19 protein-coding genes and 2 tRNA genes are annotated in these 26011 nt (G+C 64.1%); 5 read left to right on the plus strand and 16 right to left on the minus strand.

Annotation, left to right across the window (positions count from 1 at the left end; translation table 11 throughout):
• Positions 1-2: 2 nt before the first annotated feature.
• Genes HELO_RS11590 through HELO_RS11600 form a run of 3 tightly spaced genes read right to left on the minus strand, consistent with a single transcriptional unit; the run spans position 3 to position 2894 of the window.
• A complete protein-coding gene (locus HELO_RS11590) occupies positions 3-1022 on the minus strand; it encodes an SIS domain-containing protein (protein ID WP_013332857.1) in 1020 nt (339 codons plus the stop codon).
• Positions 1006-2127, minus strand: coding sequence for an N-acetylglucosamine-6-phosphate deacetylase (gene nagA, locus HELO_RS11595; protein WP_013332858.1), 1122 nt, complete (start codon positions 2125-2127; stop codon positions 1006-1008). The genes HELO_RS11590 and nagA overlap by 17 nt, the downstream gene beginning before the upstream one ends.
• A gap of 32 nt (positions 2128-2159) precedes the next feature.
• Complete coding sequence (locus HELO_RS11600) at positions 2160-2894, minus strand: GntR family transcriptional regulator (RefSeq protein WP_013332859.1); 735 nt, start codon at positions 2892-2894, stop codon at positions 2160-2162.
• Between the two features lie 225 nt (positions 2895-3119).
• On the opposite strand from HELO_RS11600, the gene HELO_RS11605 reads away from it, so the two are divergent.
• From HELO_RS11605 to HELO_RS11615, 3 genes are all read left to right on the plus strand, one after another.
• Positions 3120-5060 (plus strand): exoribonuclease II, encoded by a 1941-nt coding sequence (locus tag HELO_RS11605; protein WP_013332860.1) that lies wholly within the window; start codon positions 3120-3122, stop codon positions 5058-5060.
• A gap of 179 nt (positions 5061-5239) precedes the next feature.
• Complete coding sequence (locus HELO_RS11610) at positions 5240-6358, plus strand: glycosyltransferase family 4 protein (protein WP_013332861.1); 1119 nt, start codon at positions 5240-5242, stop codon at positions 6356-6358.
• Positions 6351-7472 (plus strand): lysylphosphatidylglycerol synthase transmembrane domain-containing protein, encoded by a 1122-nt coding sequence (locus HELO_RS11615; RefSeq protein WP_109637468.1) that lies wholly within the window; start codon positions 6351-6353, stop codon positions 7470-7472. Before HELO_RS11610 ends, HELO_RS11615 begins: the two co-directional genes overlap by 8 nt.
• On the opposite strand, the gene HELO_RS11620 is transcribed toward HELO_RS11615, so the two are convergent.
• The 10 genes from HELO_RS11620 to sdhC all read right to left on the minus strand — a co-directional run bounded on the left by HELO_RS11620 (position 7387) and on the right by sdhC (position 20918).
• Positions 7387-9135, minus strand: coding sequence for a sodium:solute symporter family protein (locus tag HELO_RS11620; protein WP_013332863.1), 1749 nt, complete (start codon positions 9133-9135; stop codon positions 7387-7389). The two genes, HELO_RS11615 and HELO_RS11620, sit on opposite strands and share 86 nt — an antisense overlap.
• A gap of 225 nt (positions 9136-9360) precedes the next feature.
• Positions 9361-10233, minus strand: a complete 873-nt coding sequence (gene sucD / locus HELO_RS11625; protein WP_013332864.1) for a succinate--CoA ligase subunit alpha — start codon at positions 10231-10233, stop codon at positions 9361-9363.
• A complete protein-coding gene (gene sucC / locus HELO_RS11630) occupies positions 10233-11399 on the minus strand; it encodes an ADP-forming succinate--CoA ligase subunit beta (RefSeq protein ID WP_013332865.1) in 1167 nt (388 codons plus the stop codon). Before sucC ends, sucD begins: the two co-directional genes overlap by 1 nt.
• Before the next feature lie 138 nt (positions 11400-11537).
• The gene (gene lpdA, locus HELO_RS11635; RefSeq protein ID WP_013332866.1) at positions 11538-12977 is read right to left on the minus strand and encodes a dihydrolipoyl dehydrogenase; all 1440 of its coding nucleotides are present in this window, start codon (positions 12975-12977) and stop codon (positions 11538-11540) included.
• A gap of 48 nt (positions 12978-13025) precedes the next feature.
• Positions 13026-14609, minus strand: coding sequence for a 2-oxoglutarate dehydrogenase complex dihydrolipoyllysine-residue succinyltransferase (gene odhB, locus HELO_RS11640; protein WP_013332867.1), 1584 nt, complete (start codon positions 14607-14609; stop codon positions 13026-13028).
• Positions 14610-14651: 42 nt separating this feature from the next.
• Positions 14652-17483, minus strand: coding sequence for a 2-oxoglutarate dehydrogenase E1 component (locus HELO_RS11645; protein ID WP_013332868.1), 2832 nt, complete (start codon positions 17481-17483; stop codon positions 14652-14654).
• A 216-nt stretch (positions 17484-17699) separates the two neighbouring features.
• Entirely contained in the window at positions 17700-18410 is a 711-nt protein-coding gene (locus HELO_RS11650; protein ID WP_013332869.1) for a succinate dehydrogenase iron-sulfur subunit, read from the minus strand.
• Positions 18411-18423: 13 nt separating this feature from the next.
• Positions 18424-20196: a succinate dehydrogenase flavoprotein subunit gene (gene sdhA, locus HELO_RS11655; protein ID WP_013332870.1), complete on the minus strand. Its 1773-nt coding sequence runs from the start codon at positions 20194-20196 to the stop codon at positions 18424-18426.
• A gap of 3 nt (positions 20197-20199) precedes the next feature.
• Positions 20200-20547, minus strand: a complete 348-nt coding sequence (gene sdhD, locus HELO_RS11660; RefSeq protein WP_013332871.1) for a succinate dehydrogenase, hydrophobic membrane anchor protein — start codon at positions 20545-20547, stop codon at positions 20200-20202.
• Positions 20541-20918: a succinate dehydrogenase, cytochrome b556 subunit gene (gene sdhC / locus HELO_RS11665; RefSeq protein WP_013332872.1), complete on the minus strand. Its 378-nt coding sequence runs from the start codon at positions 20916-20918 to the stop codon at positions 20541-20543. Before sdhC ends, sdhD begins: the two co-directional genes overlap by 7 nt.
• A gap of 455 nt (positions 20919-21373) precedes the next feature.
• On the opposite strand from sdhC, the gene gltA reads away from it, so the two are divergent.
• On the plus strand, positions 21374-22660 hold the full coding sequence (gltA, locus tag HELO_RS11670) for a citrate synthase (protein ID WP_013332873.1): 1287 nt from the start codon (positions 21374-21376) through the stop codon (positions 22658-22660).
• A gap of 120 nt (positions 22661-22780) precedes the next feature.
• The gene (locus tag HELO_RS11675) at positions 22781-23665 is read left to right on the plus strand and encodes an NAD(P)-dependent oxidoreductase (RefSeq protein WP_013332874.1); all 885 of its coding nucleotides are present in this window, start codon (positions 22781-22783) and stop codon (positions 23663-23665) included.
• Positions 23666-24087: 422 nt separating this feature from the next.
• Here HELO_RS11675 and HELO_RS11680 read toward each other — a convergent pair.
• From HELO_RS11680 to gltX, 3 genes are all read right to left on the minus strand, one after another.
• Positions 24088-24163: transfer RNA gene (locus tag HELO_RS11680), tRNA-Glu, on the minus strand.
• Between the two features lie 23 nt (positions 24164-24186).
• Positions 24187-24262, minus strand: a tRNA-Ala gene (locus tag HELO_RS11685).
• Positions 24263-24419: 157 nt separating this feature from the next.
• Positions 24420-25898 carry a glutamate--tRNA ligase gene (gene gltX / locus HELO_RS11690; RefSeq protein ID WP_013332875.1) on the minus strand — a complete coding sequence of 493 codons (1479 nt, stop codon included), beginning with the start codon at positions 25896-25898 and terminating at the stop codon, positions 24420-24422.
• Between the last annotated feature and the right edge of the window lie 113 nt (positions 25899-26011).

Consider the following 26011-nt stretch of genomic DNA (forward strand, 5'->3'; position numbering starts at 1 on the left):
GCTTACAACGTGCAGGTAACCTTGCGCAGGTGACGCGGCTTGTCCGGGTCGCTGCCCCTGGCCTCGGCGAGTTCCGCCGCCATGCGATAGAAGCTCTGGATCACCGACAGCGGCTGCAGGTCCTCGTGGCCAGCATCGCTCAACGTCAGATGGCGTTGTGACACCGACTCGTCGGCAGCCAGCAGCACTCGGGCACCGACTCCGCCGAGCCAGTCGGCGAGCTCCAGCAGGCCGGCCTGCTCGACGCCGGGAGGCGCGAACACCAGCACCGGATAGCCGGCCTCGATCAGGGCCATCGGGCCGTGCCGCACCTCGGCGCCGCTGAAGGGTTCGGCCTGGATGGCGCAGGTTTCCTTGAACTTGAGGGCCGCTTCCTGGGCCACCGCCAGGCCGGCACCGCGTCCGATCACCATCAGGCGATCGGCGTCGACGAGTGCCTCGACCGCCTCGCTCCAGTCCTGATCGGCCGCCCGGCTCAGGCATTCCGGCAAGCTGTCCAGGGCGGCCAGCAGGTCGCTATCCCGAGTCCAGTGCGCCAGCAACTGGGCGGCCGCGGAGAGCGTTGCCAGGTAGCTCTTGGTGGCGGCCACGCTGCGCTCCTCGCCGGCGTACAACGGCACCTCGAGATCGCTGGCCTGGCCCAATGGCGACTGCGGCGTGTTGACCAGCGCCAGGGTGCGAGCCCCGCCCTGCGCCAAGGCTTTCTGGGTAGCCACCAGATCCGGGCTCTGTCCTGACTGCGAGATCGCCACCGCCAGTTGCCCTTCTAGGCGCCAGGGCGCCTTGGCCAGAGTCGAAAGCGAGGGCGGCAGCGAAGCCACCGGAATGCCCAGGTGCTTCATGCAGAGATAGGCGAAATAGGCCGCGGCGTGATCGGAGCTGCCCCGGGCCACGGTCATGGCGCCGGACGGCGGCTGCTCGCGCAGTCGGGCGCCCAATGATTCCAGCACGTCGGCGTTGCGCTGCAACTGGCCGCGCACGCGCTCCGGGGCGTTGCGCGCTTCTTCAAGCATCAGTGACATGAGCGTCTCCTTCGACGACGAGTCGACCGCCGACATGGACGGCTTTCAGGTTCAATCGGGAATCCAGTTCCACCAGGTCGGCACGCGCGCCTTCGGCCAGGCGACCGAGGTCATGGCGACCCAGGAAATCGGCGGGATAGCGGGAAAGTCGGTCGGAAGCCTCGGCCAGCGTCTGGCCGAGATCGACCAGGTTGCGCAGTGCCTGATCCATGGTCAGGGTGCTGCCGGCCAGGGTGCCATCGGCCAGCCGCACGCCGCCCAGGCACTTGGTGACCGCCTGCTCGCCGAGGCGGTATTCACCATCGGGCATGCCCGCCGCGGCGGTGGAGTCGGTCACGGCATAGAGATGCGGAATGCAGCGCAGGGCGGCGCGAATGGCGCCGGGATGCACGTGCAACAGATCGGGAATCAGTTCGGCATACTCCGCATGCGCCATGGCAGCCCCCACCATGCCGGGCTTGCGGTGATGCAGCCCGGACATGGCATTGAACAGGTGAGTGAAGCCATGGGCGCCATGCTCCAGCGCCGCCACGCCCTCCTCGTAGCTGCCCAGGGTATGGCCGATCTGCACGCGCACGCCCCGCTCACTGAGCTGCTCGATCAGCGTCAGGTGACCGGCCAGTTCCGGCGCCAGGGTCAACAGCACGATCGGCGCCAGCCGGCGCAGTTCCTCGACTTCCTCGAGCACGCCGAGCCGGGCATGGGACGGCTGGGCACCGAGCTTGCCCGGATTGATGTAGGGGCCTTCCAGATGCACCCCCAGCACGCGACTGGCCGAGGGGTCCGGCGCTTCCATGTAGGCGCTGACATCCCCCAGCACACGCCGGGTATCGTCATCCGGTGCCGTCATGGTGGTCGCCAGCAGGCTGGTGGTGCCGAAGCGCACATGGGTCCGCGCCACCGTGGCCACCGCCGAGCCGCCTTCCATGACATCGGCGCCGCCGCCACCGTGCACGTGCAGGTCGATGAACCCCGGCAGCAGGCGCGGCAGGTCGTTCTGCTCGGGGTCGACCGGCTCGCCGTCGATGCGGCTGATGCGGCCGTCGTGCCAGTGCAACTCGCCGAGCCGCCAACCGTCGGGTGTCAGGATATTGCCGTAGCGCATGGTGTCTCCCGGTTCGCTCTAAACGTCAGAACTCAGCGTGTCAGCTCGACGATGAAGTCGTAGTAATCGGTGCGGCAGTAGGTGACGGTCAGCTCCGCCGGCGTGCCGTCGATCAGATAGCCCTGGCGGGTCACCTTGAGCAGGGCCTGGCCTTCCGGCACTTCGGCCAGCCGCGCCAACTCGGCATCGGCATTGACTGCCGTGACGTGCTGCAGCGCGCGTGCCACCGGTCGCCCCGCCTCCTCCAGGAAGGCATACAGCGAATCCCCCACCCCCAGGGGATCGTCGAGTACCGACTGCGGCAGGCAGCTCTCCTCGACCGCCATGACCACGCCATCCGCCAGGCGCAGGCGCTTGAGTCGTGCGACGCGGGCATCGCCGCTCAGGCCCAGGCGCAGGCTTTCGTCCGCCGAAGGGGCGGCCAGGCAGCGCGACAGCCAGCACGAGCGCGGCGTGAAGCCACGCTGGGTCAGCATTTCGGTGAAACTCGCCAGGCGCGTCAGGGGCTGATTGAGACGCGGCGTGATGAAGGTGCCGGAGCCGCGGGTACGCCGGATCAGACCGAGCTCGGCCAGCCGGTCCAGCGCCTTGCGGGCCGTGATCCGCGAGACATCCAGCGCCTCGGCCAGGGCCCGCTCCGAAGGCAGCGCCTCGCCGGCCTGCCAGGCCCCCTCCTCGATGGCTTCCTCCAGCCGGCTCGCCAACTGGTGGTACAGCGGCGTGGACAGCTCAGGGTCGAGTCGCAGTTGTTGAAGTCGGCGATCCATGGTCGCTCTCGTGCAGCATCGATATAGGACCAATATAGACCACCAGCAATACCAATTAAATACCACTTGTCTTATACCTTGGTCCGAACCGCTACCCGCAACCCGTGCCAAACGAGTGCATGGCGGAGCCGAGGCGCCAGAAGCCCCGGGAGCGCCCTGCCACGATTGGCGTGGGCCGACGGAATCCGTATAGTGGCCCTCCTATCCCGCCATTCGATCGTTATCATGCTGCAGAACAACTCGGCGCTTGCTCAGCTCAAGCAACAGATTCGCGACAACACGCCTCGAGTCGAAGGCGTGATCAAGGCCACCGAACGAGGCTTCGGTTTTCTCGAAACCGAGGACGGCACCTCTTACTTCGTGCCGCCCCCCGCCATGAAGCAGGTACTGCATGGCGACCGTGTCGGAGCCATCCTCCACGAGGAAGGCGAGAAGAAGTCGGTGGAGCCGGACACCCTGATCGAACAGGGCCTGGAGCGCTTCATTGCCCGGGTGCGCAAGCGCGATGGTCGACTGGCGGTGATCCCCGACCACCCTTCGATCAGCAACGCCCTCAAGGCGCGCGTCAAGCGCAGCCTCGACGAGGCATCGCTCGACGATGGCGACTGGGTCGAGGCCCGTCTCGTGCGTCACCCGCTCAAGCCGGATGACCGCGCCTTCTTCGCCCAGATCGACGAGCTGGTCGCCAAGCACGACAACCCGGCCGTGCCCTGGCGCGTGACCCTGGCTCGCCATGCCCTGGAACAGGCCAGCCCCGACGGCGGCGATGACTGGCCGTTGCGCGACGAGGGTCTGCAGCGCGAGGACCTCACCGAGGCGCCCTTCTTCACCATCGACGACGCCAAGACCCGCGACATGGACGATGCCCTGCGCATCGAGCCCCGGGACAACGGCGGCTGGCGACTGACCGTGGCCATCGCCGATCCCACCGCCTATGTCGCCGAAGGCGATGGCGTCGATCTGGAAGCGCGCACTCGCGCCTTCACCGTCTATTTGCCCGGGCAGAACGTCACCATGCTGCCGGAGCACCTGGCCGACGATCTCTGCTCTCTGTGGGAAGGCCAGGACCGCCCCGCCCTGGCCTGCGCCCTGGATGTGGAAGCCGACGGCTCCCTTGGCGACTACCGCTTCTTCGCCGCCACGGTGCGTTCCCATGCGCGGCTGGCCTACGACGATGTCTCCGACTGGCTGGAAGGCCAGGGCGAGTGGGCTCCCGAGCCGGCCATCGGCGAGCAGCTCAAGGCATTGCGCGACCTGACCGAGGCCCGCACCGCCTGGCGCGCCGAGCATGCCCTGGTCTTCAAGGACCGGCCGGATTACGTCTTCGACCTGGACGATGCCGGCAACGTGCTGAACATCCGCACCGAGCAGCGGCGCATCGCCAATCGCATGATCGAGGAATCGATGATCGCGGCCAATGCCTGCTGCGCCCACCTGCTGGCCGAGCACGTGGGCCACGGCATCTTCAACGTCCATCGCGCCTTCGAGCCGGAAAAGGCCGAAGCCGCCCGCGAATTCCTTGCCGATCAGGACATCGAGGTGGCGCTGGAAGCGCTCACCGAGCTGCCACGCTACAAGGAACTCAAGCGCGAGCTGGAAGGCCGCGACGACGCCTGGCTCGACGCCCGCCTGCGTCGCTTCCAGGGCTTCACCAGCATGTCGGCCCGCCCGGGGCCGCACTTCGGTCTCGGCCTTGCCGCCTACGCCACCTGGACCTCGCCGATCCGCAAGTACGGCGACATGGTCAACCACCGCTTGATCAAGCGCGTGCTCAAGGGCGAACAGGCCCCGGCGGAAGCCAGCCTCGAGCTCACCGAGCAGTTGACCGAGCGCCGCCGCCTGAACCGCATGGCCGAGCGCGACGTCAAGGACTGGCTCTATGTGCGCTACCTCGGCCCCCATGCCGAATCCGGCGAGGCCTTCAACGCCGAGATCATCGCCATCAACCGTGGCGGCATGCGGGTGCGCCTGACCGCCAACGGCGCCACCGCCTTCGTACCGGCCCCGCTGATGCACAGCGACCGCGACAAGGTGGTGATCGACGACAAGGAAGGCCGTATCCAGATCGAGGGTGAGGAACGCTTCAAGCTCGGCGACCATGTCCGGGTCGCGCTGACCGAAGCCCGCGAGGAAACGCGTTCGCTGGTGGGTCGCCCCGCCGACTGAGCGGACGCCCTCGCCCGACGCGACAAGTACGAACGGCGGCCCTCGGGCCGCCGTTTTGCATTAAGCCCCATCAGAAAAGTCGACGAGCACTGGCACTGTTCATCGAAGCCTAGTGTCGTCGAACTGTCGTAAAGTATGCATAGGCTGGAGACAGTCACCGGCACTACCGGGAGGGTCTCTTGCATATCGTCGACGTCACAATGTTCCACGCCCCCGCCAGCGGCGGCGTGCGCACCTACCTGAGCGCCAAGCATCGCTGCCTTTCCGGCCACGACGGCATCCGCACCAGCCTGCTGGTACCCGGCGCCGAGCGCGATGCCCTGGGCGATCTGCACACCTTGCCTGCGCTGCGCCTGCCGCTGGGCCAAGGCTATCGCTTCCCCCTGCGTCGCCGTCCCTGGCGGGCAGCACTGGAGGCCATGTCACCCGACCTGATCGAGGCCGGCGACCCCTACGTCACTGCCTGGGCGGCCCTGGAAGCCGGTCAGCGTCTGGGCGTGCCGGTGGTCGGGTTCTATCACTCCGACCTGCCACGCCTGATGGGAGATCGCTTCGGCGGTGCCGTAAGGCGCCGGCTGCAAGGCTATGTGGCCGATCTCTACGGCCGTTTCGACAGCGTGATGGCACCCTGCCGGGCCATGGCCGAGCGTCTCGCGTCATGGGGTGTGGATAACGTGCGCGTCCAGCCTCTCGGTGTGGACCTGGACACCTTTCACCCGGACTGCGCCGACCCAAGCCTGCGTGCCACCCTGGGTCTGTCCGAGCAGACCCGTCTGCTGGCCTTCGCCGGGCGCAATTCCCGCGAGAAGAATGTCGATGTGCTGCTCGATGTGATGCAACGGCTCGGTTCGCCTTACCACTTGCTGCTGATGGGGCCCGGCATGCCGACCCGGGTTCCCGACAATGTCACCGTGGTGCCCCGCTGCTGCGACAGCCGCGAGGTGGCCCGCGCCCTGGCCAGCGCCGATGCGATGATCCATGCCGGCACCCGGGAAACCTTCGGCCTGGTGGCCCTGGAGGCCATGGCCTGCGGCCTGCCGGTCGTCGCTGCCCGGGCCGGTGCCCTGATCGAGAATGTTCCCCTGGGTGGCGGCATTCTCTGCGAACCGCTGGAACCGATGGACATGGCCCGGGCGGTCGAGGAGCTGTTCATCAATGACGTCAAGGCGAGTGGCCGACACGCACGCCGCTACGTCGAGCGCCGCTTCCGCTGGGAGAACGTCATCGACGGCCTGCTCGACCACTATGCCACCCTGACGCCCCGGGCGCGTGACGCCGGTCTTTCACGACATGGCTGAGCGACGGGACAGGGAACGCAGTGTGATGGCACGCTGGGGCTGGCTGGGCCTGGCCCTGTCCATGGCCCTGGCGGTGCCCTGGATGCTGGGCGGCCAGGACATCCTCGGCACCCTGGCCGAGTTTCCGCTCGACATCCTGGGGCTGATGCTGGTCATGGTGGTGGCCTGCTGGAACCTCAACGCCCTGCGCCTGCGCCTGTTGCTGGACGGACGCGCCGGCCGGCTCGGACAAGGCCAGGCTCTGGCCATCGAGATGGCAGCCAAGTTCGCCCTTTGTGCCACTCCCGGCGGTAGCGGCGGCGCCGTCACCCTGCTGGCCCTGCTGGCACGACGGGGCTTCTCCCCGTCACGAGGGTCGGCGGTGTTCTTGGTCGACCAGGGCTGCGACATGCTGTTCTTTCTGGCGATGCTCGGCGTGCTGATCGGCATATCGCTGAGCGGCAACGTGAACTGGCCGCATCAGGGCCTGCTCGCCATCGCCATGCTGAGCCTGGTCGGGCTGATGCTGCTGGTCGGCCTGTCGCTTTTACGCCTGCCCCAGTTGCTGCGCCAACGCCCGAGCTGGTGGCTGCGCCGCCTCTCCTCCCGGCGGCGCCGCTGGCTGGCCAGACGATTGCTCAGCTGCCGCCTGGCCCTGATCACCACGCTCTGCCTGCCTCCCGCCCGGCTGGCGACCATACTCGGCCTGTGCGCGGCGCACTGGCTGTTGCGCTACAGCCTGCTTTACCTGGCCGTGCTCGGCGTGGGCACCCATGTCGACTGGGCCTGGACCTTCCTGACCCAGATGCTGGCCATGGCGGCCAGCCAGATCAGCATCCTGCCCGGCGGCGCCGGGGCCGCCGAACTCGGCGTCGGCGCCCTGCTGATGCCGTTGATGCCCGCTGCCCAGGCCGCCGCCGCCGTGGTGGTATGGCGACTGGTCACCTACCACCTTTATTTGCTGGCCGGCGCGCCGGCCTTCGCCATCCTGGTGGGACACTGGTTGCGCCGCGCATCCGCTAGTGACGGCACGCGCGGTGCGTCGAGGATCACTCCGCCAGCTCACCGGCGTTCGCGACCTGCCCGGCCTCCCGAGGCGGGCGCGTCACCCGATAGCCCACGGCCCCCGCGATGAGCAGCATGACCGCGCATCCCAGGGCCAGGCCATAGGCTCCCATTACCGCGCCCTGCGGTATTCCATGGCGTTCCGCCATGCCCGCCAGGGTGTCGGCATACTGGTGCCACAGGAAGACGCCGACGCCGATTCCGGAAAGCATGGTGAAGATCGCCACCCGACGAGATCCCTTCCTCCAGTTTGCCTCCAGGCGCTCATCGTGGCGGTGGAGAAAAGCCAGGTAGTCACGTTCCGCCGCGCTCACCCGCGTCAGGCGTGATGCCACCAGGATGACCGCCAGCGCCAGCAGAGTGCTGATGACCACCGGATGCAGATAGACGGGCAACTGGACCCAGCCCGCCTGATCCATCAGTGACAGGACGAGATTGCCGACGAAGCCCACGGCCAGCCCCCATCCGGCACCGGCTGCGGTGATCCGGCGACTCCAGATGCTCATCAGGGCGACCGGCCCCCAGGACGAAGCGAACAGCGTCGCCGCGAACCACACCACGGCCATTACCGCCGGCGGCTGGAACAGGGCCAGTATCAAGGCGATCAACCCGGCTGCCAGGACCGCGATCCGGCTCGCGCGCATGGCGGCCGCTTCGCTGCGAGACGCCGGCAGGATGTCATTGGAGAGGCTGAAGCCGATGATCGACAGGAAGGTCGAGCAGGATGACAGCCCGGCGGCGAACACGCCGGTCAGGATGATCACGCCGAGCCAGGGCGGCAGGATATTGAGCGCCGACCAGACCATCGCCCGCTCGGGGTCGAGCCCGGGGTCGTAAAGATTGATGGCCGCCCCGGTCATCATCATCAAGGCATAGAAGATGGCCAGCGCCACGGCGGTGAGCATGGCCGAACGCATGACGACATGTTCGTTGCGTGCCATCAGATAGCGACTCGCCTGCCAGGGGCTCGCCGCCAATACCGCCGCCCATACCAGGCCGAGCGTCAGGCCCCATGTCAGCGCTTCGCCGGGAGAGCCGAACGTCGCCCCGTCACCTTCGATCACGCCATGCCAGAGGGCAATTCCGGGTTTTTGCGACTGGCTCGACAATCCGTCGATGACCCCTTGCCAACCGCCCAGGTCGTTGATGATATACAGCGATCCCCCCAGGGCGGCCACCGAGAAGATCACGAACATGACGGTGTCGGTCAGCAGCACGCCGGGCGAACCCGAGTAGAGAATGAATCCTGTATAGGTCAGCCATACCAGCACCAGACCGACCCAGTACGGCATGCCGGTCAGCTCGGCGAACATGATGCCGGCCCCCTGCATGACGCCCAGCAGGTAGGCCCCCAGCCCGACCACGGTAGTCAGCCCGGCGATGACCTGGACACGACGCGACGCAAAACGCTTGCCGAAGAATTCCGGCACCGTCAGCGCCCCGCTACGCCGCAGGTAACGACCGAACGCCAGCGCACCGAGCAGACATCCCGAAGTGCTGATGGCGGCGAAGATCAGCATCACGAAAGGATAGCCCTGATAGGCAAAGCCGGTTTCCCCGAGAAAGGCGCTGGTACTCAGGTAACTGGCCACCAGGGTGCCGAGGATGAGAAAGGTCGGAGCATTGCGACCGGCGACCAGATAGTCGTCCAGGTGCTTGACCCGGCGACCGGCCCAGTGACCGATGACGAAGTAGGCGATCAGGCTGAACAGGATCGCAAGTGTATAGATCATGGCGACGAAAACCCTGAGGCTGTTGATTTTGTGCTCGCCATGATGCGGCCTGGCACGAACGGCGCCTTCCCATCAGCGTCATGACCAGCAGCATTCACGACACTTGTATTCACGACACTCTGCGCCAGACAGCGATTCGCCGGGTGACGTCTCGACACGCCCCCTTCAACGAGAAAAGGGCACCCGAAGGTGCCCTTTTCCTGCATCGAAAGACGCTGCTTCGACTTACCAGCCAGCGGCTTCCTTCAGCGCGTCACCGATCTCGGCCAGTGAACGCACGGTCTTCACGCCTGCAGCTTCAAGGGCGCCGAACTTCTCGTCGGCCGTGCCCTTGCCGCCGGCGATGATGGCGCCGGCGTGGCCCATGCGCTTGCCGGGAGGCGCGGTGACACCGGCGATGTAGGCGACCACCGGCTTGGAGACGTTCTCCTTGATGTAGGCCGCGGCCTCTTCCTCGGCGGTACCGCCGATCTCACCGATCATCACGATAGCCTCGGTGGCCGGGTCCTTTTCGAACTCGGCGAGGATGTCGATGAAGTTGGAACCCGGGATCGGGTCGCCGCCGATACCCACGCAGGACGACTGGCCGAAGCCATGGTCGGTGGTCTGCTTGACCGCCTCGTAGGTCAGGGTGCCGGAACGCGACACGATACCGACCTTGCCTGCCTTGTGGATGTGGCCGGGCATGATACCGATCTTGCACTCGTCCGGGGTGATCACGCCGGGGCAGTTCGGGCCGATCAGGCGCGCGCCGAGCTCATCGCACTTCACCTTGACGTCGAGCATGTCCAGGGTCGGAATGCCTTCGGTGATGCAGACGATCAGCTTGATGCCGGCGTTGGCGGCCTCGAGGATGGAGTCCTTGCAGAACGGGGCCGGCACATAGATCACGCTGGCCTCGGCGCCGGTCGCCTCGACGGCCTCGGCAACGGTGTTGAACACCGGCAGGCCCAGGTGCTCCTGGCCGCCCTTGCCCGGCGTCACGCCACCGACCATCTGGGTGCCGTAGGCGATCGCCTGTTCGGAGTGGAAGGTCCCTTGGCCACCGGTGAAGCCCTGGCAGATGACCTTGGTGTTCTTGTCGATGAGGATGCTCATTACTTGCCCTCCGCTGCCTTGACGACCTGCTGAGCCGCATCGGTCAGGCTGGTAGCAGCGATGATGTTCAGACCACTGGACGCCAGTTTCTCGGCACCCAGCTCGGCGTTGTTACCTTCCAGACGCACCACGACCGGGACATTGACGCCCACCTGCTCGACGGCGCCGATGATGCCCTCGGCGATCATGTCGCAGCGCACGATACCGCCGAAGATGTTGACCAGTACGGCCTTCACGGAGGTGTCGGAGAGGATGATCTTGAAGGCTTCGGCGACGCGTTCCTTGGTGGCACCGCCACCCACGTCGAGGAAGTTGGCCGGCTGGCCGCCATGGAGCTTGATGATGTCCATGGTGCCCATGGCCAGGCCTGCGCCGTTGACCATGCAGCCGATGTTGCCTTCCAGGGCCACGTAGTTCAGGTCCCACTTGGCGGCGTCGGCTTCGCGCTCGTCCTCCTGGGAGGGGTCGCGCATGGCCTGCAGGTCCGGATGGCGATAGAGGGCGTTGCCATCCAGGTTGACCTTGGCGTCCAGGCAGTGGAGGTTGCCTTCCTCGGTGATCACCAGCGGGTTGATCTCGAGCAGCGCCAGGTCCTTGTCGTGGAACAGCTTGGACAGGCCCAGGAAGATCTTGGTGAACTGCTTGACCTGATCACCGGACAGCCCCAGCTTGAAGGCCAGCTCGCGGGCCTGGTACGGCTGAGCGCCGACCAGCGGATCGATCTCGGCCTTGAGGATCTTCTCGGGCGTCTCCTCGGCGACCTTCTCGATCTCGACACCACCCTCGGTGGAAGCCATGAAGACCACGCGCTGCGTGCCGCGATCGACCACGGCGCCCAGATAGAGCTCGTCGGCGATGTCGGTGCAGTTCTCGACCAGGATCTTGGCGACCGGCTGGCCCTTCTCGTCGGTCTGGAAGGTCACCAGGTTCTTGCCCAGCCACTGCTCGGCGAAGGCACTGGCCTCTTCCGGGCTCTCGACCAGCTTGACGCCGCCGGCCTTGCCGCGGCCACCGGCATGCACCTGGGCCTTGACGACCCACTTGTCGCCACCGATCTTCTTGCAGGCTTCCGCCGCTTCCTCGGGGGTGTCGACGGCAAAGCCCTTGGATACCGGCAAGCCGTAGTCGGCAAACAGCTGTTTGCTCTGATACTCGTGAAGGTTCATCGATTCATGCCATTGGTTGCATGTGACTCGAACGATGGTCCAGCAGGCTCGCCGCAAGGGCTCGAGGCCGGACCACCACCGTTCGCTTCCGATTCATGGCCGGAAACGACGCGCCACCCGAAGGTGGCGCTTGTTGTCTTACTTGCGCTTCTTGCGGTTGGCCATGTGGATGGCATGGCCGCCCACCGCCAGCGCTGCCTCGTGCACCGCCTCGGAGGTGCTCGGGTGAGCGTAGCAGGTCAACGCCAGGTCTTCGGCGCTGGAGCCGAATTCCATGGCGATCACGCCCTGGGCGATCAGCTCGCCGGCATGCTGGCCGAGGATGTGCACGCCCAGGATACGGTCGGTCTCGGCGTCGGCGACGATCTTGACCTGGCCGTCCGGCGCATTGTTGGCCAGGGCGCGGCCGTTGGCGGAGAACGGGAAGGAGCCGGTCTCCACCTTGATGCCGGCGGACTTGGCCTCTTCCTCGGTCATGCCGACCCAGGCGACTTCCGGCGCCGTGTAGATCACGCTCGGAATGGCGTCGTAGTTCATCTCCGCCTTATGGCCGGCGATGATGTCGGCCACCATGACGCCTTCCTCGGAGGCCTTGTGCGCCAGCATCAGGCCGCGCACGCAGTCGCCGATGGCGTAGACGCTCGGCACGTTGGTGCGGCACTGGTCATCGACGCTGATGAAGCCGCGCTCGTCCAGCTCGACCCCGACACCCTCGCCGATCACACCCTTGGTATAGGGGCGGCGACCGACACAGACGATCAGCTTGTCGAAGGTGATCTCCTGCTCGCCCTTGGCGTCGGTGTACTTGACCACGACCTCGTTGTCCTTGACCTCGGAGCCGGTGACGCGAGCGCCGAGCTTGATGTCCAGGCCCTGTTTCTTGAACAGCTTCTGGGCATCCTTGGCGATGGTCTTGTCGACCATCGGCAGGAAGTCGTCCATGGCCTCGAGGATGGTGACCTCGCTGCCCAGACGGCTCCACACGCTGCCGAGCTCCAGACCGATGACACCGGCACCGATCACGCCGAGGCGCTTCGGCGCTTCCTGGAATTCCAGGGCGCCGGCGGAATCGACGATCAAATCGTCGGTCAGCGGCGTCGGCGGAATCTCCACCGGCACGGAGCCGGCGGCGACGACGATGTTGTCGGCCTCATAGGTCGTGGACTTGCCATCGTGATCGGTGACTTCCACTTCCTTGCTGCCGGTGACCTTGCCGGTACCGTCGATGGCAGTCACGCCATTGGCCTTGAACAGCGCACTGATGCCGCCGACGTTCTTGGCGATCACCTTTTCCTTGAACTCGAGCATCTTGGCGATGTTCGGCGTGGGCGCTTCCATGTCGATGCCAATTTCCTCGAAGTGGTCACGCGCTTCGACGAACTTGTGGGACGACTCGAGCAGCGCCTTGGACGGGATGCAGCCCACGTTCAGGCAGGTGCCGCCATGCACGGTCTTGCCTTCCTTGTTGACCCACTTCTCGACACAGGCAGTCTTCAGGCCCAGTTGAGCGGCCCGGATGGCGGCAACGTAGCCGCCGGGGCCCGCGCCAATGACGATCACATCAAACTTGTCAGCCATGTCGGCTCCTATCGTTGCTCTTCGCTGAGAGGCTCGTTATCCCGCGGCTCAGATGTCCAACAGCAGACGCGCCGGGTCCTCGAGCAGTTCCTTGATGGTCACCAGGAATTGCACCGCGTCCTTGCCATCGATCATGCGGTGATCGTATGACAGCGCCAGGTACATCATCGGACGGATCTCGACCTTGCCGTTCACCGCCATGGGACGCTCCTGGATCTTGTGCATGCCCAGGATCGCCGTCTGCGGCGGATTGATGATCGGCGTCGACAGCAGCGAGCCGAAGATGCCGCCATTGGTGATGGTGAAGGTGCCGCCCTGCATCTCGTCGATGCCGAGCTTGCCGTCGCGTGCCCGCTTGCCGAAGTCGACGATGCCCTTCTCGACGTCGGCGATCTTCATGCTGTCGGTATCACGCAGTACCGGCACCACCAGACCACGGTCGGTGGAGACGGCCACGCCGATATCCTGATAGCCGTGATAGACGATGTCGGTGCCGTCGATGGAGGCGTTGACATCGGGGAAACGCTTGAGCGCCTCGGAGGCCGCCTTGACGAAGAAGCCCATGAAGCCGAGCTTGGTGTCGTGGGCCTTGAGGAAGGTTTCCTTATACTGGGCGCGCAGGTCCATCACCGCACCCATGTCCACCTCATTGTAGGTGGTCAGCATGGCAGCGGTCTGCTGGGCCTCGACCAGACGCTTGGCGATGGTCTTGCGCAGCCGGGTCATCGGCACGCGCTTCTCGGGGCGCTCGCCCTCGACGGCCGGAGCTGCTGCCGCAGCGGCCGGCTTGGAACCGGCGGAGGACTTGGCAGCCGTCTTCTTGGCGGAGCCATCCTTCACGGCCTTCTGCACGTCTTCCTTGAGAATGCGCCCGCCCTTGCCGGTGCCTTCGATCTTGTTGACGTCCAGATCGTGTTCGGCGACCAGCTTGCGCGCCGCCGGTGCCAGGATCTTGTCGCCGACCTTCTCGTCGCTTTCGCCATCATCGGCGGAGGCCGCTGCCTTGTCCTCGCCGGCGCTCGGTGCGGCATCGCCACCGGCACCTTCACCGAACAGCGCCAGAACAGCTTCCGACTCGACCTGGCTGCCTTCTTCGGCCTTGATCTCGATCAGGGCGCCATCGGCGGGTGCGACCACTTCGAGCACCACCTTGTCGGTCTCGATCTCGGCCAGCACCTCGTCACGCTTGACCGCTTCGCCGACCTGCTTGTTCCAGCTGGCCACGGTGCCTTCCTGGATGGACTCGGGGAAGGTCGGCGCCTTCACCTCGTGCTGAGCGCCACCAGCGGCCGGCTTGGCCTCGCCGGCGGCGTCTCCAGCAGCCGGCTTGTCACCCTCGGACTCCTCGGATTTGCCCTCGGACTTGTCCGCATTTCCGGCTTCGCCACTCGCCTGACCTTCGCCGAGACGGCCCAGGACCTGCTCGGATTCCACGGTGTCGCCTTCTTCCGCCAGCACTTCGGTCAGGGTACCGGCCTCGGGTGCCACGACCTCGAGCACCACCTTGTCGGTCTCGATCTCGACGATCAGTTCATCGCGCTCGACGCTATCGCCCGGCTTCTTGTGCCAGGCGGCCACGCTGCCCTCGGCAACGGATTCCGGAAAGGAGGGTGCCTTGATCTCGGTAGCCATGTCGTTTCCCTTATGTGTTCTCTCTCGTCCCGGTGGGTCGCCTCAGAGATTGAAGGCGTCTTCCACCAACTGGCGCTGCTGTTCGGTATGCACGGACATATAGCCCGCTGCGGGAGCGGCGGAGGCCGGTCGGCCGGCGAACTTGAGACGCCCGCCCAATCCGGTCTTCAGACGCTCGACAGCGATCCGCATGTGATGCTGGCTGGGATACCAGGCGCCCTGGTTCAACGGCTCCTCCTGGCACCACACCACCTCGGTGACGTTGGTGTAGTCCTTGATCGCCTCGAAGAGCTCCTCCTCGGGGAAGGGATAGAGCTGTTCGAGTCGCAGGATGGCCACGTCGTCACGGGCGTTTTCCTCGCGCCAGTTGGCCAGGTCGTAATAGACCTTGCCGGCACACAGGATGATGCGCTCCACCTTGGCGGCGTCGCGCTTGCCCTGGTCGGGCAGCACCATCTGGAAATGGCCATTGGCCAGTTCGTCGAGGTCCGACGTTGCTTCCTTGTGGCGCAGCAGGCTCTTGGGCGACATCACCACCAGCGGCTTGCGCAGCTTGCGGATGACCTGACGGCGCAACAGGTGGAAGATCTGTGCCGGCGTGGTGGGCACGCAGACCTGCATGTTGTGTTCAGCACACAGCTGCAGGAAACGCTCCAGGCGCGCCGAGGAGTGCTCGGGCCCCTGCCCTTCGTAGCCATGGGGCAGCAGCATGGTCAGGCCGCACAGCCGCTCCCACTTGGTCTCGCCGGACGAGATGAACTGGTCGACCACCACCTGGGCGCCGTTGAAGAAGTCCCCGAACTGGGCTTCCCAGATCACCAGGTCGTTGGGCGCGGTGGTGGAATAGCCGTATTCGAACGCCAGCACGGCTTCTTCCGAGAGGAAGGAGTCGTGGATGGTGAAGGTCGGTTGTCCTTCGGCAAGATGCTGCAACGGCACATAGGTCGTGCCATCGTTCTGGTTGTGTATGACCGCATGGCGGTGGGAGAAGGTACCGCGGCCGCTGTCCTGACCGGTCAGGCGCACCGGGTGGCCCTCATCCAGCAGGGTGGCATAGGCCAGGGTTTCGGCGAAGCCCCAGTTGACCGCCATCCCACCGGCCTGCATCTTGCGCCGGTCGTCGTAGATCTTGGCGACCTGACGCTGGACGGCGACACCGTCGGGAATCGTGCACATCTTCGCCGCCAGCCGCTGCAGGCGCTTCATGTCGATGCTGGTGTCGGTATAGCCGGACCACTCGTGGCCGAGATAGGGCTTCCAGTCGACGAAAAGGGCGGTGTTGGGTTGCTGGACCAGGGCATTGGCCACATGGTTGCCGGCCACCAGGTCGTCGCGGTAGGTCTCGACCATCGCCTTGATCTCGTCCTCGGAGAGCAGGCCTTCGCCCACCAGGCGCTTGGCGTACAAGGCGCGCGAGGAAGGATGGTCCTTGATCTTGCGATACATCATCGGCTGGGTGCCGGAGGGTTCGTCGGCCTCGTTGTGGCCGCGCCGACGATAGCAGACCAGGTCGATGACCACGTCCTTCTTGAACTGCTGGCGATAGTCCAGCGCCACCTGGGTCGCATGCAGCACGGCATCCGGATCGTCGCCATTGACGTGGAAGATCGGCGCCTGGACCATCTTGGCGATGTCGGTGCAGTACTCGGTGGAACGCGAGTCACGGGGATGCGAAGTCGTGAAGCCCACCTGGTTGTTGATCACGATGTGTATCGTGCCGCCGGTCTCGAAGGCGCGGGTCTGGGACATCTGGAAGGTTTCCATGACCACGCCCTGACCGGCGAAGGCCGCATCGCCGTGCACGTTGATCGGCAGCACCTTGCCGCCATCCGGGTCGCTGCGGCGGTCCTGGCGGGCCCGTACCGAGCCCTCGACCACCGGCGCGACGATCTCCAGGTGCGACGGGTTGAACGACAGCGCCAGGTGAACCTCGCCTCCCGGCGTCATGACGTTGGAACTGAAGCCCTGGTGATACTTGACGTCACCGGAACCACGCTCGACCACTTTCTTGCCATCGAACTCGTCGATCAGTTCGGAGGGGTTCTTGCCGAGGATGTTGACCAGAACATTGAGACGGCCGCGGTGGGCCATGCCGATGACGACTTCCTTGGTACCGTAGCCGCCACTGCGCTGGATCAGCTCGTCCATCATGGGGATGAAGGACTCCCCCCCTTCCAGACCGAAACGCTTGGTCCCCGGATACTTCGAGGCCAGATAGCTTTCCAGACCCTCGGCGGCGGTCAGACGCTCCAGCACATGCTTGCGCACCTCGTCGCTGAACTTCGGTGCGCTGCGCACCGACTCGAAGCGCTGCTGCAACCAGCGTTTCTCCTCGGTGTCGACGATATGCATGATCTCGCAACCGATACTGCGGCAGTAGGTCTGCTGCAGCGCTTCGACGATCTCCTTCAGCGGTGCCTTGTCGGCGCCCAGGAAGAACGAGCCGGTCTGGAATTCGGTGTCCAGGTCGGACTGGGAGAGCTGATGGAAGGAGAGGTCGAGATCGGGAACGGGCGTCGGGCTACGCAGGCCCAGGGGGTCGATATCGGCCTTCTGGTGTCCGCGAACGCGGTAGGCGTTGATCAGCTGCAGGACCTTGACCTGCTTCTTGTTCTCGCCGCTGTCGGGCGAGGTGGCCTGAGCGGTACGCCGCTGCTGGCCTAGCTGATAGAACTGTTCGCGGGTAGGGGCAAGCGGAACGTCGCGGGTGGCGCTGCCTTCGGGTGTCGGCAGTGTATCGAAGTACTCTCGCCATTCGTCGGGAACGGCTTTGGGATCATCCAGATACTGCTCGTAGAGCGCTTCCACGTAGTGGACATTGCTGCCACTGACATGCGAGGAGCGCCACATCAACTCCATTATGCCTTGTTGCATCTCTCGGTCACCCTGCACTGATGGGGTGGTATCGGCGTCGCACGGCTCATCCGTGACGACATCGGTGGCGGCCACCGATGGTGGACCCGCCCTTGATTTCGATGGTCGAAAGCCGGTGCACAGGGCACCGGCTTTCGACGAATCACCGGGTCAGGGTTGCGGCATTACGCCGCAACTCAGGGCCGGTGAGTATGATAACAAGCCGCGAGCCATCATTTAAGTGGCATTGGCCAGCAACATCTCCCGGATCTTGCCGATGGCACGTGTCGGGTTGAGCCCCTTGGGACAGACCGCCACGCAATTCATGATGCCCCGGCAACGGAACACGCTGAACGGATCCTCGAGTTCGGCCAGGCGCTCACGCGTGGCCTCGTCGCGGGAATCCGCCAGGAAACGGTAAGCCTGCAGCAGGCCGGCAGGTCCGACGAACTTGTCCGGATTCCACCAGAACGACGGGCAGGAGGTCGAGCAGCAGGCACACAGGATGCACTCGTAGAGGCCGTCGAGCTTGTCGCGATCCTCCGGTGATTGCAGCCGCTCGATGGCCGGCGCCGGGTTATCGTTCTGCAGATACGGCTGGATGCGCTCGTACTGCTTGTAGAACAGCCCCATGTCGACCACCAGGTCACGGATCACCGGCAGGCCGGGCAGCGGACGCAGCGTCAGCTTGCCCTTCTTGACCACCTCGGACAGCGGCGTGATGCAGGCCAGGCCGTTCTTGCCGTTCATGTTCATGCCGTCGGAGCCACACACCCCTTCACGGCAGCTACGGCGAAAGGCCAGGCCGCTGTCCTGCTCCTTCACCATGTGCAGGACATCCAGGACCATGATGTCACGGCCCTGAGTGTCGATCTGGAACTCTTCCATGTAGGGGGCAGAGTCCGTTTCCGGATTGTAGCGGTACAGAGATACCTGAAGCGTGGACATCGTGACTCCCCTTTTAGTAGGTGCGAACTTTCGGCTCGAACATGTCGACGGTCTTGGGCGCGAAGTTGACCTCGCGCTGCCCCAGACGCTTCTCCGCCGGGAAGTACATCGAATGCTTCAGCCAGTTGGCGTCGTCGCGATCCGGATAGTCGTAGCGAGAATGCGCGCCACGGCTTTCCTTGCGCTCCAGGGCAGCGATGGCGGTAGCCTCGGCGACCTCCATCAGGTTGTCCAGCTCCAGCGCCTCGACACGCGCGGTGTTGAAGGCCTTCGACTTGTCCGGCAGATAGGCGTTGGCGATCCGCTCGCGCAGTTCGGCCAGTTGCTGAACGCCCTTCTGCATGTTGTCTTCCTGACGGAAGACGCCGAAATCGCTCTGCATGATCTCCTGCAGCGCACGCTTGAGTTCAGGCACGCTCTCGCCGCCTTCGGACTCGTCCCAGCGATTGATCCGGCGCATGGCCGCTTCGATGTCATCGTCGCTGGCCGCCAGATAGTCGATCCCTTCATTGAGGGCGCTCTCGATGAACATGCCGGCGGCACGGCCGAACACCACCAGGTCGAGCAGCGAGTTGCCGCCCAGGCGGTTGGCGCCATGCACGGAAACGCACGCTGCTTCGCCCACGGCGTACAGGCCATTGACGATCTGGTCGTTGCCATCGGCATCCTGGGCAATGGCCTGGCCATGCACGTTGGTGGCCACGCCACCCATCATGTAGTGGCAGGTCGGCACCACCGGGATCGGCTCCTTGGCCGGATCCACATGGGCAAAGGTCTTGGACAGCTCGACGATGCCCGGCAGGCGCTTGCCAAGCACTTCTTCGCCGAGATGATCCAGCTTGAGGTAGACGTGATCGCCGTTCTCGCCGCAACCGCGACCCTCGAGGATCTCCATGACCATGGAACGCGCGACCACGTCGCGGCCGGCCAGGTCCTTGGCATTGGGGGCGTAGCGCTCCATGAAGCGTTCGCCGTCCTTGTTGACGAGGTAGCCACCCTCGCCACGGCAACCTTCGGTCACCAGCACGCCGGCGCCATAGATGCCGGTGGGGTGGAACTGCCACATCTCCATGTCCTGCATCGGAATGCCGGCACGCAGCGCCATGCCGATACCGTCGCCGGTATTGATCAGGGCATTGGTGGTAGAGGAATAGATGCGACCGGAACCGCCTGTCGCCAGCACGGTGGCCTTGGCCTTGACGTGCACGACTTCGCCGGTCTCGATATCCATGGCGATGCAGCCCACCACGTCGCCGTTGGCGTTCTTGACCAGATCGACGGCATACCACTCGTTGAGGAAGGTGGTCTGGTTCTTCAGGTTATTCTGGTAAAGGGTATGCAGCAGCGCATGGCCGGTACGGTCGGCCGCCGCACAGGTCCGGGCCGCCTGCCCGCCCTTGCCGAAATCCTTGGACTGACCGCCGAAGGGCCGCTGATAGATGCGTCCGTTCTCGAAACGCGAGAACGGCAGCCCCATGTGCTCGAGTTCGAAGACCGCCTTGGGGCCCTCGGAACACATGTATTCGGCCGCTTCCTGGTCGGTGATGTAATCGCCGCCCTTGACGGTGTCATACATGTGCCAGCGCCAGTCGTCGTTGGGGTCGGCCGAGGCGATGGCGCAGGTGATGCCGCCCTGGGCGGACACGGTGTGCGAACGGGTCGGGAAGACCTTGGAAAGAACGGCGGTCTTCTTGCCGGACTTGGCCAGCTCCAGAGCGGCCCGCATGCCGGAACCGCCACCGCCGATGATGATGGCGTCGAATGTCAGACTACGCATGTTGGACATGAATCAGGCTCCCCACAGAACTTGGATGCCCCAGACCAGGAACACGAAGATGGCCAGGATGATGATGGACTGGGCGGCGACACGGATGCCGGTCGGCTTGATGTAGTCGGTGGTCACGGTCCACAGGCCGACCCAGGCATGAGCCGACAGCGACACGAAAGCCAGCAGCGAGAAGATCCGCATCCAGGTCTGGGCGAACAGACCGCTCCAGGTGGCGTAATCCAGCCCCGGGGAAAACAGCAGGTAGCCGACGATAAAGAGTGTGTAGAGGGCCAGGACGATGGCCGAAGCGCGCTGCACGAGCCAGTCGGAAAGCCCGCTGCGCCCGAGATTCGTGATGTTGGTTACCATACCCAGACTCCCGCCAGAATGATCAGGACCGCACTCACCGCCACGGTGATCTGCGCCTTCTTGACGCCACCCTCGAGGGTCACGCCGATATCGATATCCATCAGCAGGTGCTTGATACCGGCCACGAAGTGGAACGCCAGCGCGGACAGCAGCCCCCAGGCAATCAGCTTCGCCAGGAAGTTATGCGCCAGAGCGTGCTGCACGCTCGCGAAGCCTTCAGCCGACGACAGCGACGCATCCAGCGCCCAGAAGCCAAAGATCAAGCCAATGAAGAGAATGACGCCGGTAATGCGGTGCGCAATGGACGTCAAGGCGGGAAGGGGAAACTGTATCGTGGACAGATCCAGATTTACGGGTCGTTTGCTATTCACGGCTCTATACACACTCTCTTGGCCCGCCGCTGGGCACTCGTGCATGCCCCCGAAGCGGGCGGTGGTTTCGGGAAGGGGCAGTCGTGACCGACACGGTCACGATTGCCGTTTCCTGCCAGTCGCGGGACAAGATTATAGGGTCATGCCCCACCTGTGACAAATCGGCCCCCGGTTCCCACGGCCATGACAGGACATATCAAAGCAGGAAATTTCGATGGCTTCGTCACCGCTTCTTTCCCACCCCGGCGGTTCATGTGGAGGCCGCGTCATGCATGGTGCGAAGCATCATTTCATGTACAAAAGCCATACACCGAACACGAACTGGTAGAACTAATGGCGCCGATAGGCCAATTGACAATCGTGAGCACGCTTCTATAGTGGGCAAACCTTTTTGCCGGCAAGTCCTGCGAGATAGCGACTTATCGGCTCATCATGAACACGCAGAGGAGGCCATCATGGCTGACAGGAAAGCGACTTTGACGGTAGAGGGCCTAGACAAGCCGATCGAGCTGCCGATCTACTCCGGCACGCGCGGGCCGGACGTGATCGACGTTCGCGGCCTGGGCTCGGAAGGTCTCTTCACCTATGATCCCGGCTTCATGGCCACCTCCTCGTGCCAATCCGCCATTACCTACATCGATGGCGGCAAGGGCATGCTGCTCCACCGCGGTTACCCCATCGATCAGCTGGCCCAGAATTCCGACTTCGTCGAACTGTGCTACCTGCTGATGTTCGGCGAGCTGCCGAGCAAGGCCGAGTACACGGATTTCGCGGACCGCGTCACCTCGCACACCATGGTGCATGAACAGCTGGCCAACTTCTTCAAGGGTTTCCGTCGCGATGCCCATCCGATGTCGATCATGTGCGGCGTGGTCGGCGGCCTGGCGGCCTTCTACCACGACCATCTGGACATCACCAAGCAGGAAGATCGCGAGATCAGCGCCATCCGCCTGATCGCCAAGATGCCGACGCTGGCGGCAATGTCTCACAAGTACAACGTCGGCCAGCCCTTCAACTATCCTCGCAACGACCTGAACTATGCAGAGAACTTCCTCTACATGATGTTCAGCAACCCCTGCGAGGAGTACAAGATCAATCCGGTGTTCGCCAAGGCCATGGACCGCATCTTCATGCTCCATGCCGACCATGAGCAGAACGCCTCCACCTCCACGGTTCGTCTGGCCGGCTCCACCGGCGCCAATCCCTTCGCCTGCATCAGCGCCGGCATCGCCGCTCTCTGGGGTCCGGCCCACGGCGGCGCCAACGAAGCCGTGCTGAACATGCTCGACGAGATCGGCGACGAGAGCGAAGAGAACATCCAGCGCTTCATCGACCGCGCCAAGGACAAGGACGACCCCTTCAAGCTGATGGGCTTCGGCCACCGGGTCTACCGCAACTTCGACCCGCGCGCCAAGGTCATGAAAGAAACCTGCGACGAGGTACTGGAGCAACTGGGCCGCGCCGACGATCCGCAACTCCGGATCGCCAAGCGCCTCGAGCAGATCGCCCTGGAAGACGAGTACTTCATCGAGCGCAAGCTGTACCCGAACGTCGACTTCTATTCGGGCATCATCCTCAAGGCCATGGGCATTCCGAAGAACATGTTCACCGTGATCTTCGCGGTGTCACGCACCATCGGCTGGATTTCCCATTGGCACGAGATGCTCAGCGAAAGCTACAAGATCGGCCGTCCACGCCAGCTCTACGTGGGGCACGACAAGCGCGACTACCCCACCGACTGATCGTTCGCTGACGATGCGAACCCCTGTACGAAAAAGGCCACCCCTAGCGGTGGCCTTTTTCGTCTCGACGGTATCGCCGACAACCGACCACTCCATCCACCCCGCACTCGGGAGCGACACATGAGCCAGACAATCAAGCGTATCGCCTTCATCGGCCTCGGCGTGATGGGCCATCCCATGGCCGGCCACCTGGCCAGGGCCGGCCTGGAGGTTCACGTCTACAACCGCACAAGCGCCAAGGCCGAAGACTGGACCGAGCGTTACGGCGGCCACCACCACCCGACACCGCGCCAGGCCGCTGAGCAGGCCGATCTGGTACTGCTCTGCGTGGGCAACGACGACGATGTCCATGAGGTTGCCCTAGGCGACGACGGCGTCCTGCATGGCATGCAGGCGGGCAGCCTGCTGGTCGATCACACCACGGCGTCCGCCAGTCTGGCCGAATCCCTCGACACGGCCTGTCGCGAACGCGGTATCGGCTTTCTCGACGCCCCAGTTTCCGGCGGCCAGCAAGGCGCCGAGAACGGCGCTCTGACCATCATGTGCGGCGGTACCGAGAGCGACTTCGCACGGGTCGAACCCCTGCTCGCCCATTATGCTCGCGCCGTGAACCTGATGGGGCCGGCCGGCAGCGGCCAATTGACCAAGATGGTCAACCAGATCTGCATTGCTGGCCTGGTCCAGGGGCTCTCGGAAGGATTGCACTTCGCCGAACGCGCCGGCCTGGATCAAGCCAGGGTCGTCGAGGTGATTTCTCAGGGGGCCGCTGGCTCCTGGCAGATGGAGAACCGCCATCGCACCATGATCGACGACGAGTATGAACATGGCTTTGCCATCGACTGGATGCGCAAGGATCTAGCCATCTGCCTGGATCAAGCACGCCACCTCCAGGCCCGCCTGCCCGTCACCGCTCTGGTGGATCAATTCTATGCCGACCTTCAGGCCATGGGCGGCGGACGCTGGGACACCTCTGCCCTGCTGCGCCGGCTACGAGCCTTTGACTAAACACTGATACCTCTCCAAGCAGGAGGAACAACACCCCGCTATCCTCCTGCTCGGCGCCCTCCAGCACCCCTGAAGCCTTTTCCACACATTCTGTGGATAACCCTGTTCAAAACCTTTCCAAAACGTCCCTGAATCGCCATGAACAGCGGGTCGCTCTTAAATTGATCAATTTTTAACCCAATGACAAGCCATTGATTTAAAAGGATTTCTCAGAGAAGCCCACTACCATGCGGGCTGGCGGCAAGGCCAGGGACTCGCTGGACAACAGGAACAGAAGACGTGGACAAGTCAAGCCCGAAATCAGGCTTTAGAGGCTTTGAGTGAGATGCATGCGCATGCCGCGAGCGGCATGAACACCATGGCACGACCCACCATCACCCATTCGGTGAGAGGTCACGAGCCAGGGAAAAATCAAGAGGGAGTGGCGTCCCATAGGGGGTTCGAACCCCTGTTACCGCCGTGAAAGGGCGGTGTCCTAGACCACTAGACGAATGGGACGCATTGACTTCGAAATGAGATGGTGGTGGAGCCTAGCGGGATCGAACCGCTGACCTCAACACTGCCAGTGTTGCGCTCTCCCAGCTGAGCTAAGGCCCCACATCTCGTGAAGACGGGGCGTATATTACTCAGAACCCGCCTCTTCGTCAACATGTTTTCAGGCAAAGAGCGAAGCATGAAAAAGGGAAGGCTTGAAACCTTCCCTCTCGAGACGCCAGGCGCCGCTCTTCCTGCTGGCAGGCGTCTCAGCTGCGCCCTACAGCTCCCGGTATTCCTTTTCGAAGCGCTTGGCCTGTTTCTTGGAAACACCGCCCAGCACCTCGATGGCGTGGCGCAGGCGCGCGCGCGTCATGTCGGACCCCAGGATGGCCATGGCGTCCATGACCGAGGTACTCGAGGGCGAACCGGTAATGGCGATGAAGACCGGTGCCAGGAATTCCTTCATCTTGAGCTCGAAATGGGCAGACAGCGCCTTCACCTCACCGAGCAGGGCTTCCTTGTTCCAGGCCGGGACGACCTCGAAACGCCAGACCAAGAACTGCAACAGCTTGAGCAGGGGCTCACGCTCGAGCTTGACCCGGGCGAAGCTCTCTTCGTCGATCGCCGGCAGCCCGGAGAAGAAATGCCCGGCCAGGGGCATCACTTCGGACAGGGTCTCCACCCGCGGGCGCACCTGGGGCAGAATCTGGCGCACATAGTCTTCATTGAAGGCCCACTCCTTCAGTGCCTCCAGCAGTGCATCGTCATCGAGATCCTCGCGAATGTAGAGCCCATTGAGCCAGGTCAGCTTCTGCAGATCGAAGACCGGCCCTCCCAGCGAGACGCGCTGGATATCGAAATGCGCCATCATCTCGTCGAGGGTGAATTTCTCGCGCTCGTCGGGCATCGACCAACCCATGCGGCCCAGGTAATTGGCCACCGCCTGGGGCAGAAAGCCCATGCGACGATAGTAGTTGATCGAGGTGGGATTCTTGCGCTTGGAAAGCTTCGACTTGTCCGGGTTGCGCAGCAGCGGCATATGGCACAACGACGGCATCGGCCAGCCGAAGTACTCATAGAGCAACTGGTGCTTGGGTGCAGAGTTGATCCACTCCTCCCCGCGCAGCACATGCGTGATCCCCATCAAATGGTCGTCGACCACATTGGCCAGATGATAGGTCGGCATGCCGTCGGACTTGAGCAGAATCTGCGCGTCTACCTGCGCCCAGTCCACTTCGATGGTACCGCGCAGCATGTCCTCGACCACGCAGGTGCCATCGGCCGGCACCTTCATGCGCACCACATGGGGCCATCCCTCACGCTCGCGACGCGCAACCTCTGCCTCGGGCAAGGCCAGGTCATCGGGCTTCAACGCCAGGTGCTGGCCGGCTGCCTTGCGCTCATCGCGCAGCGCGTCCAGCTCCTCGCTGGTGCGATAACACTTGAAGGCATGACCGGCATCGAGCAATTGCCGGGCATACTCGACATAGATATCACCGCGTTCACTCTGCCGATAGGGGCCATGAGGACCACCCACATCCGGCCCCTCATCCCACTCGAGCCCCAGCCAGCGCAGAGAATCGAGGATCATCTGCTCGGACTCGGCGGTGGATCGCAGACGATCGGTATCCTCGATGCGCAGGATGAACTGGCCGCCGTGCTGGCGGGCAAAGCAAAGGTTGAACAGGGCAATATAAGCCGTGCCCACATGGGGATCCCCGGTGGGAGATGGCGCGATACGAGTACGTACGGTCATGTCGTCCTAGGTCCGGTCGATGAAAAGTAGCCCCAGCCATCAGGGCGATTGGCCACATTATACGCACCTGGCCAACCCCCGGCAGCACATCCGCAGGCTCATTCTCGATACCC

It is taken from the genome of Halomonas elongata DSM 2581, assembly GCF_000196875.2.
Lineage (GTDB): Bacteria > Pseudomonadota > Gammaproteobacteria > Pseudomonadales > Halomonadaceae > Halomonas > Halomonas elongata.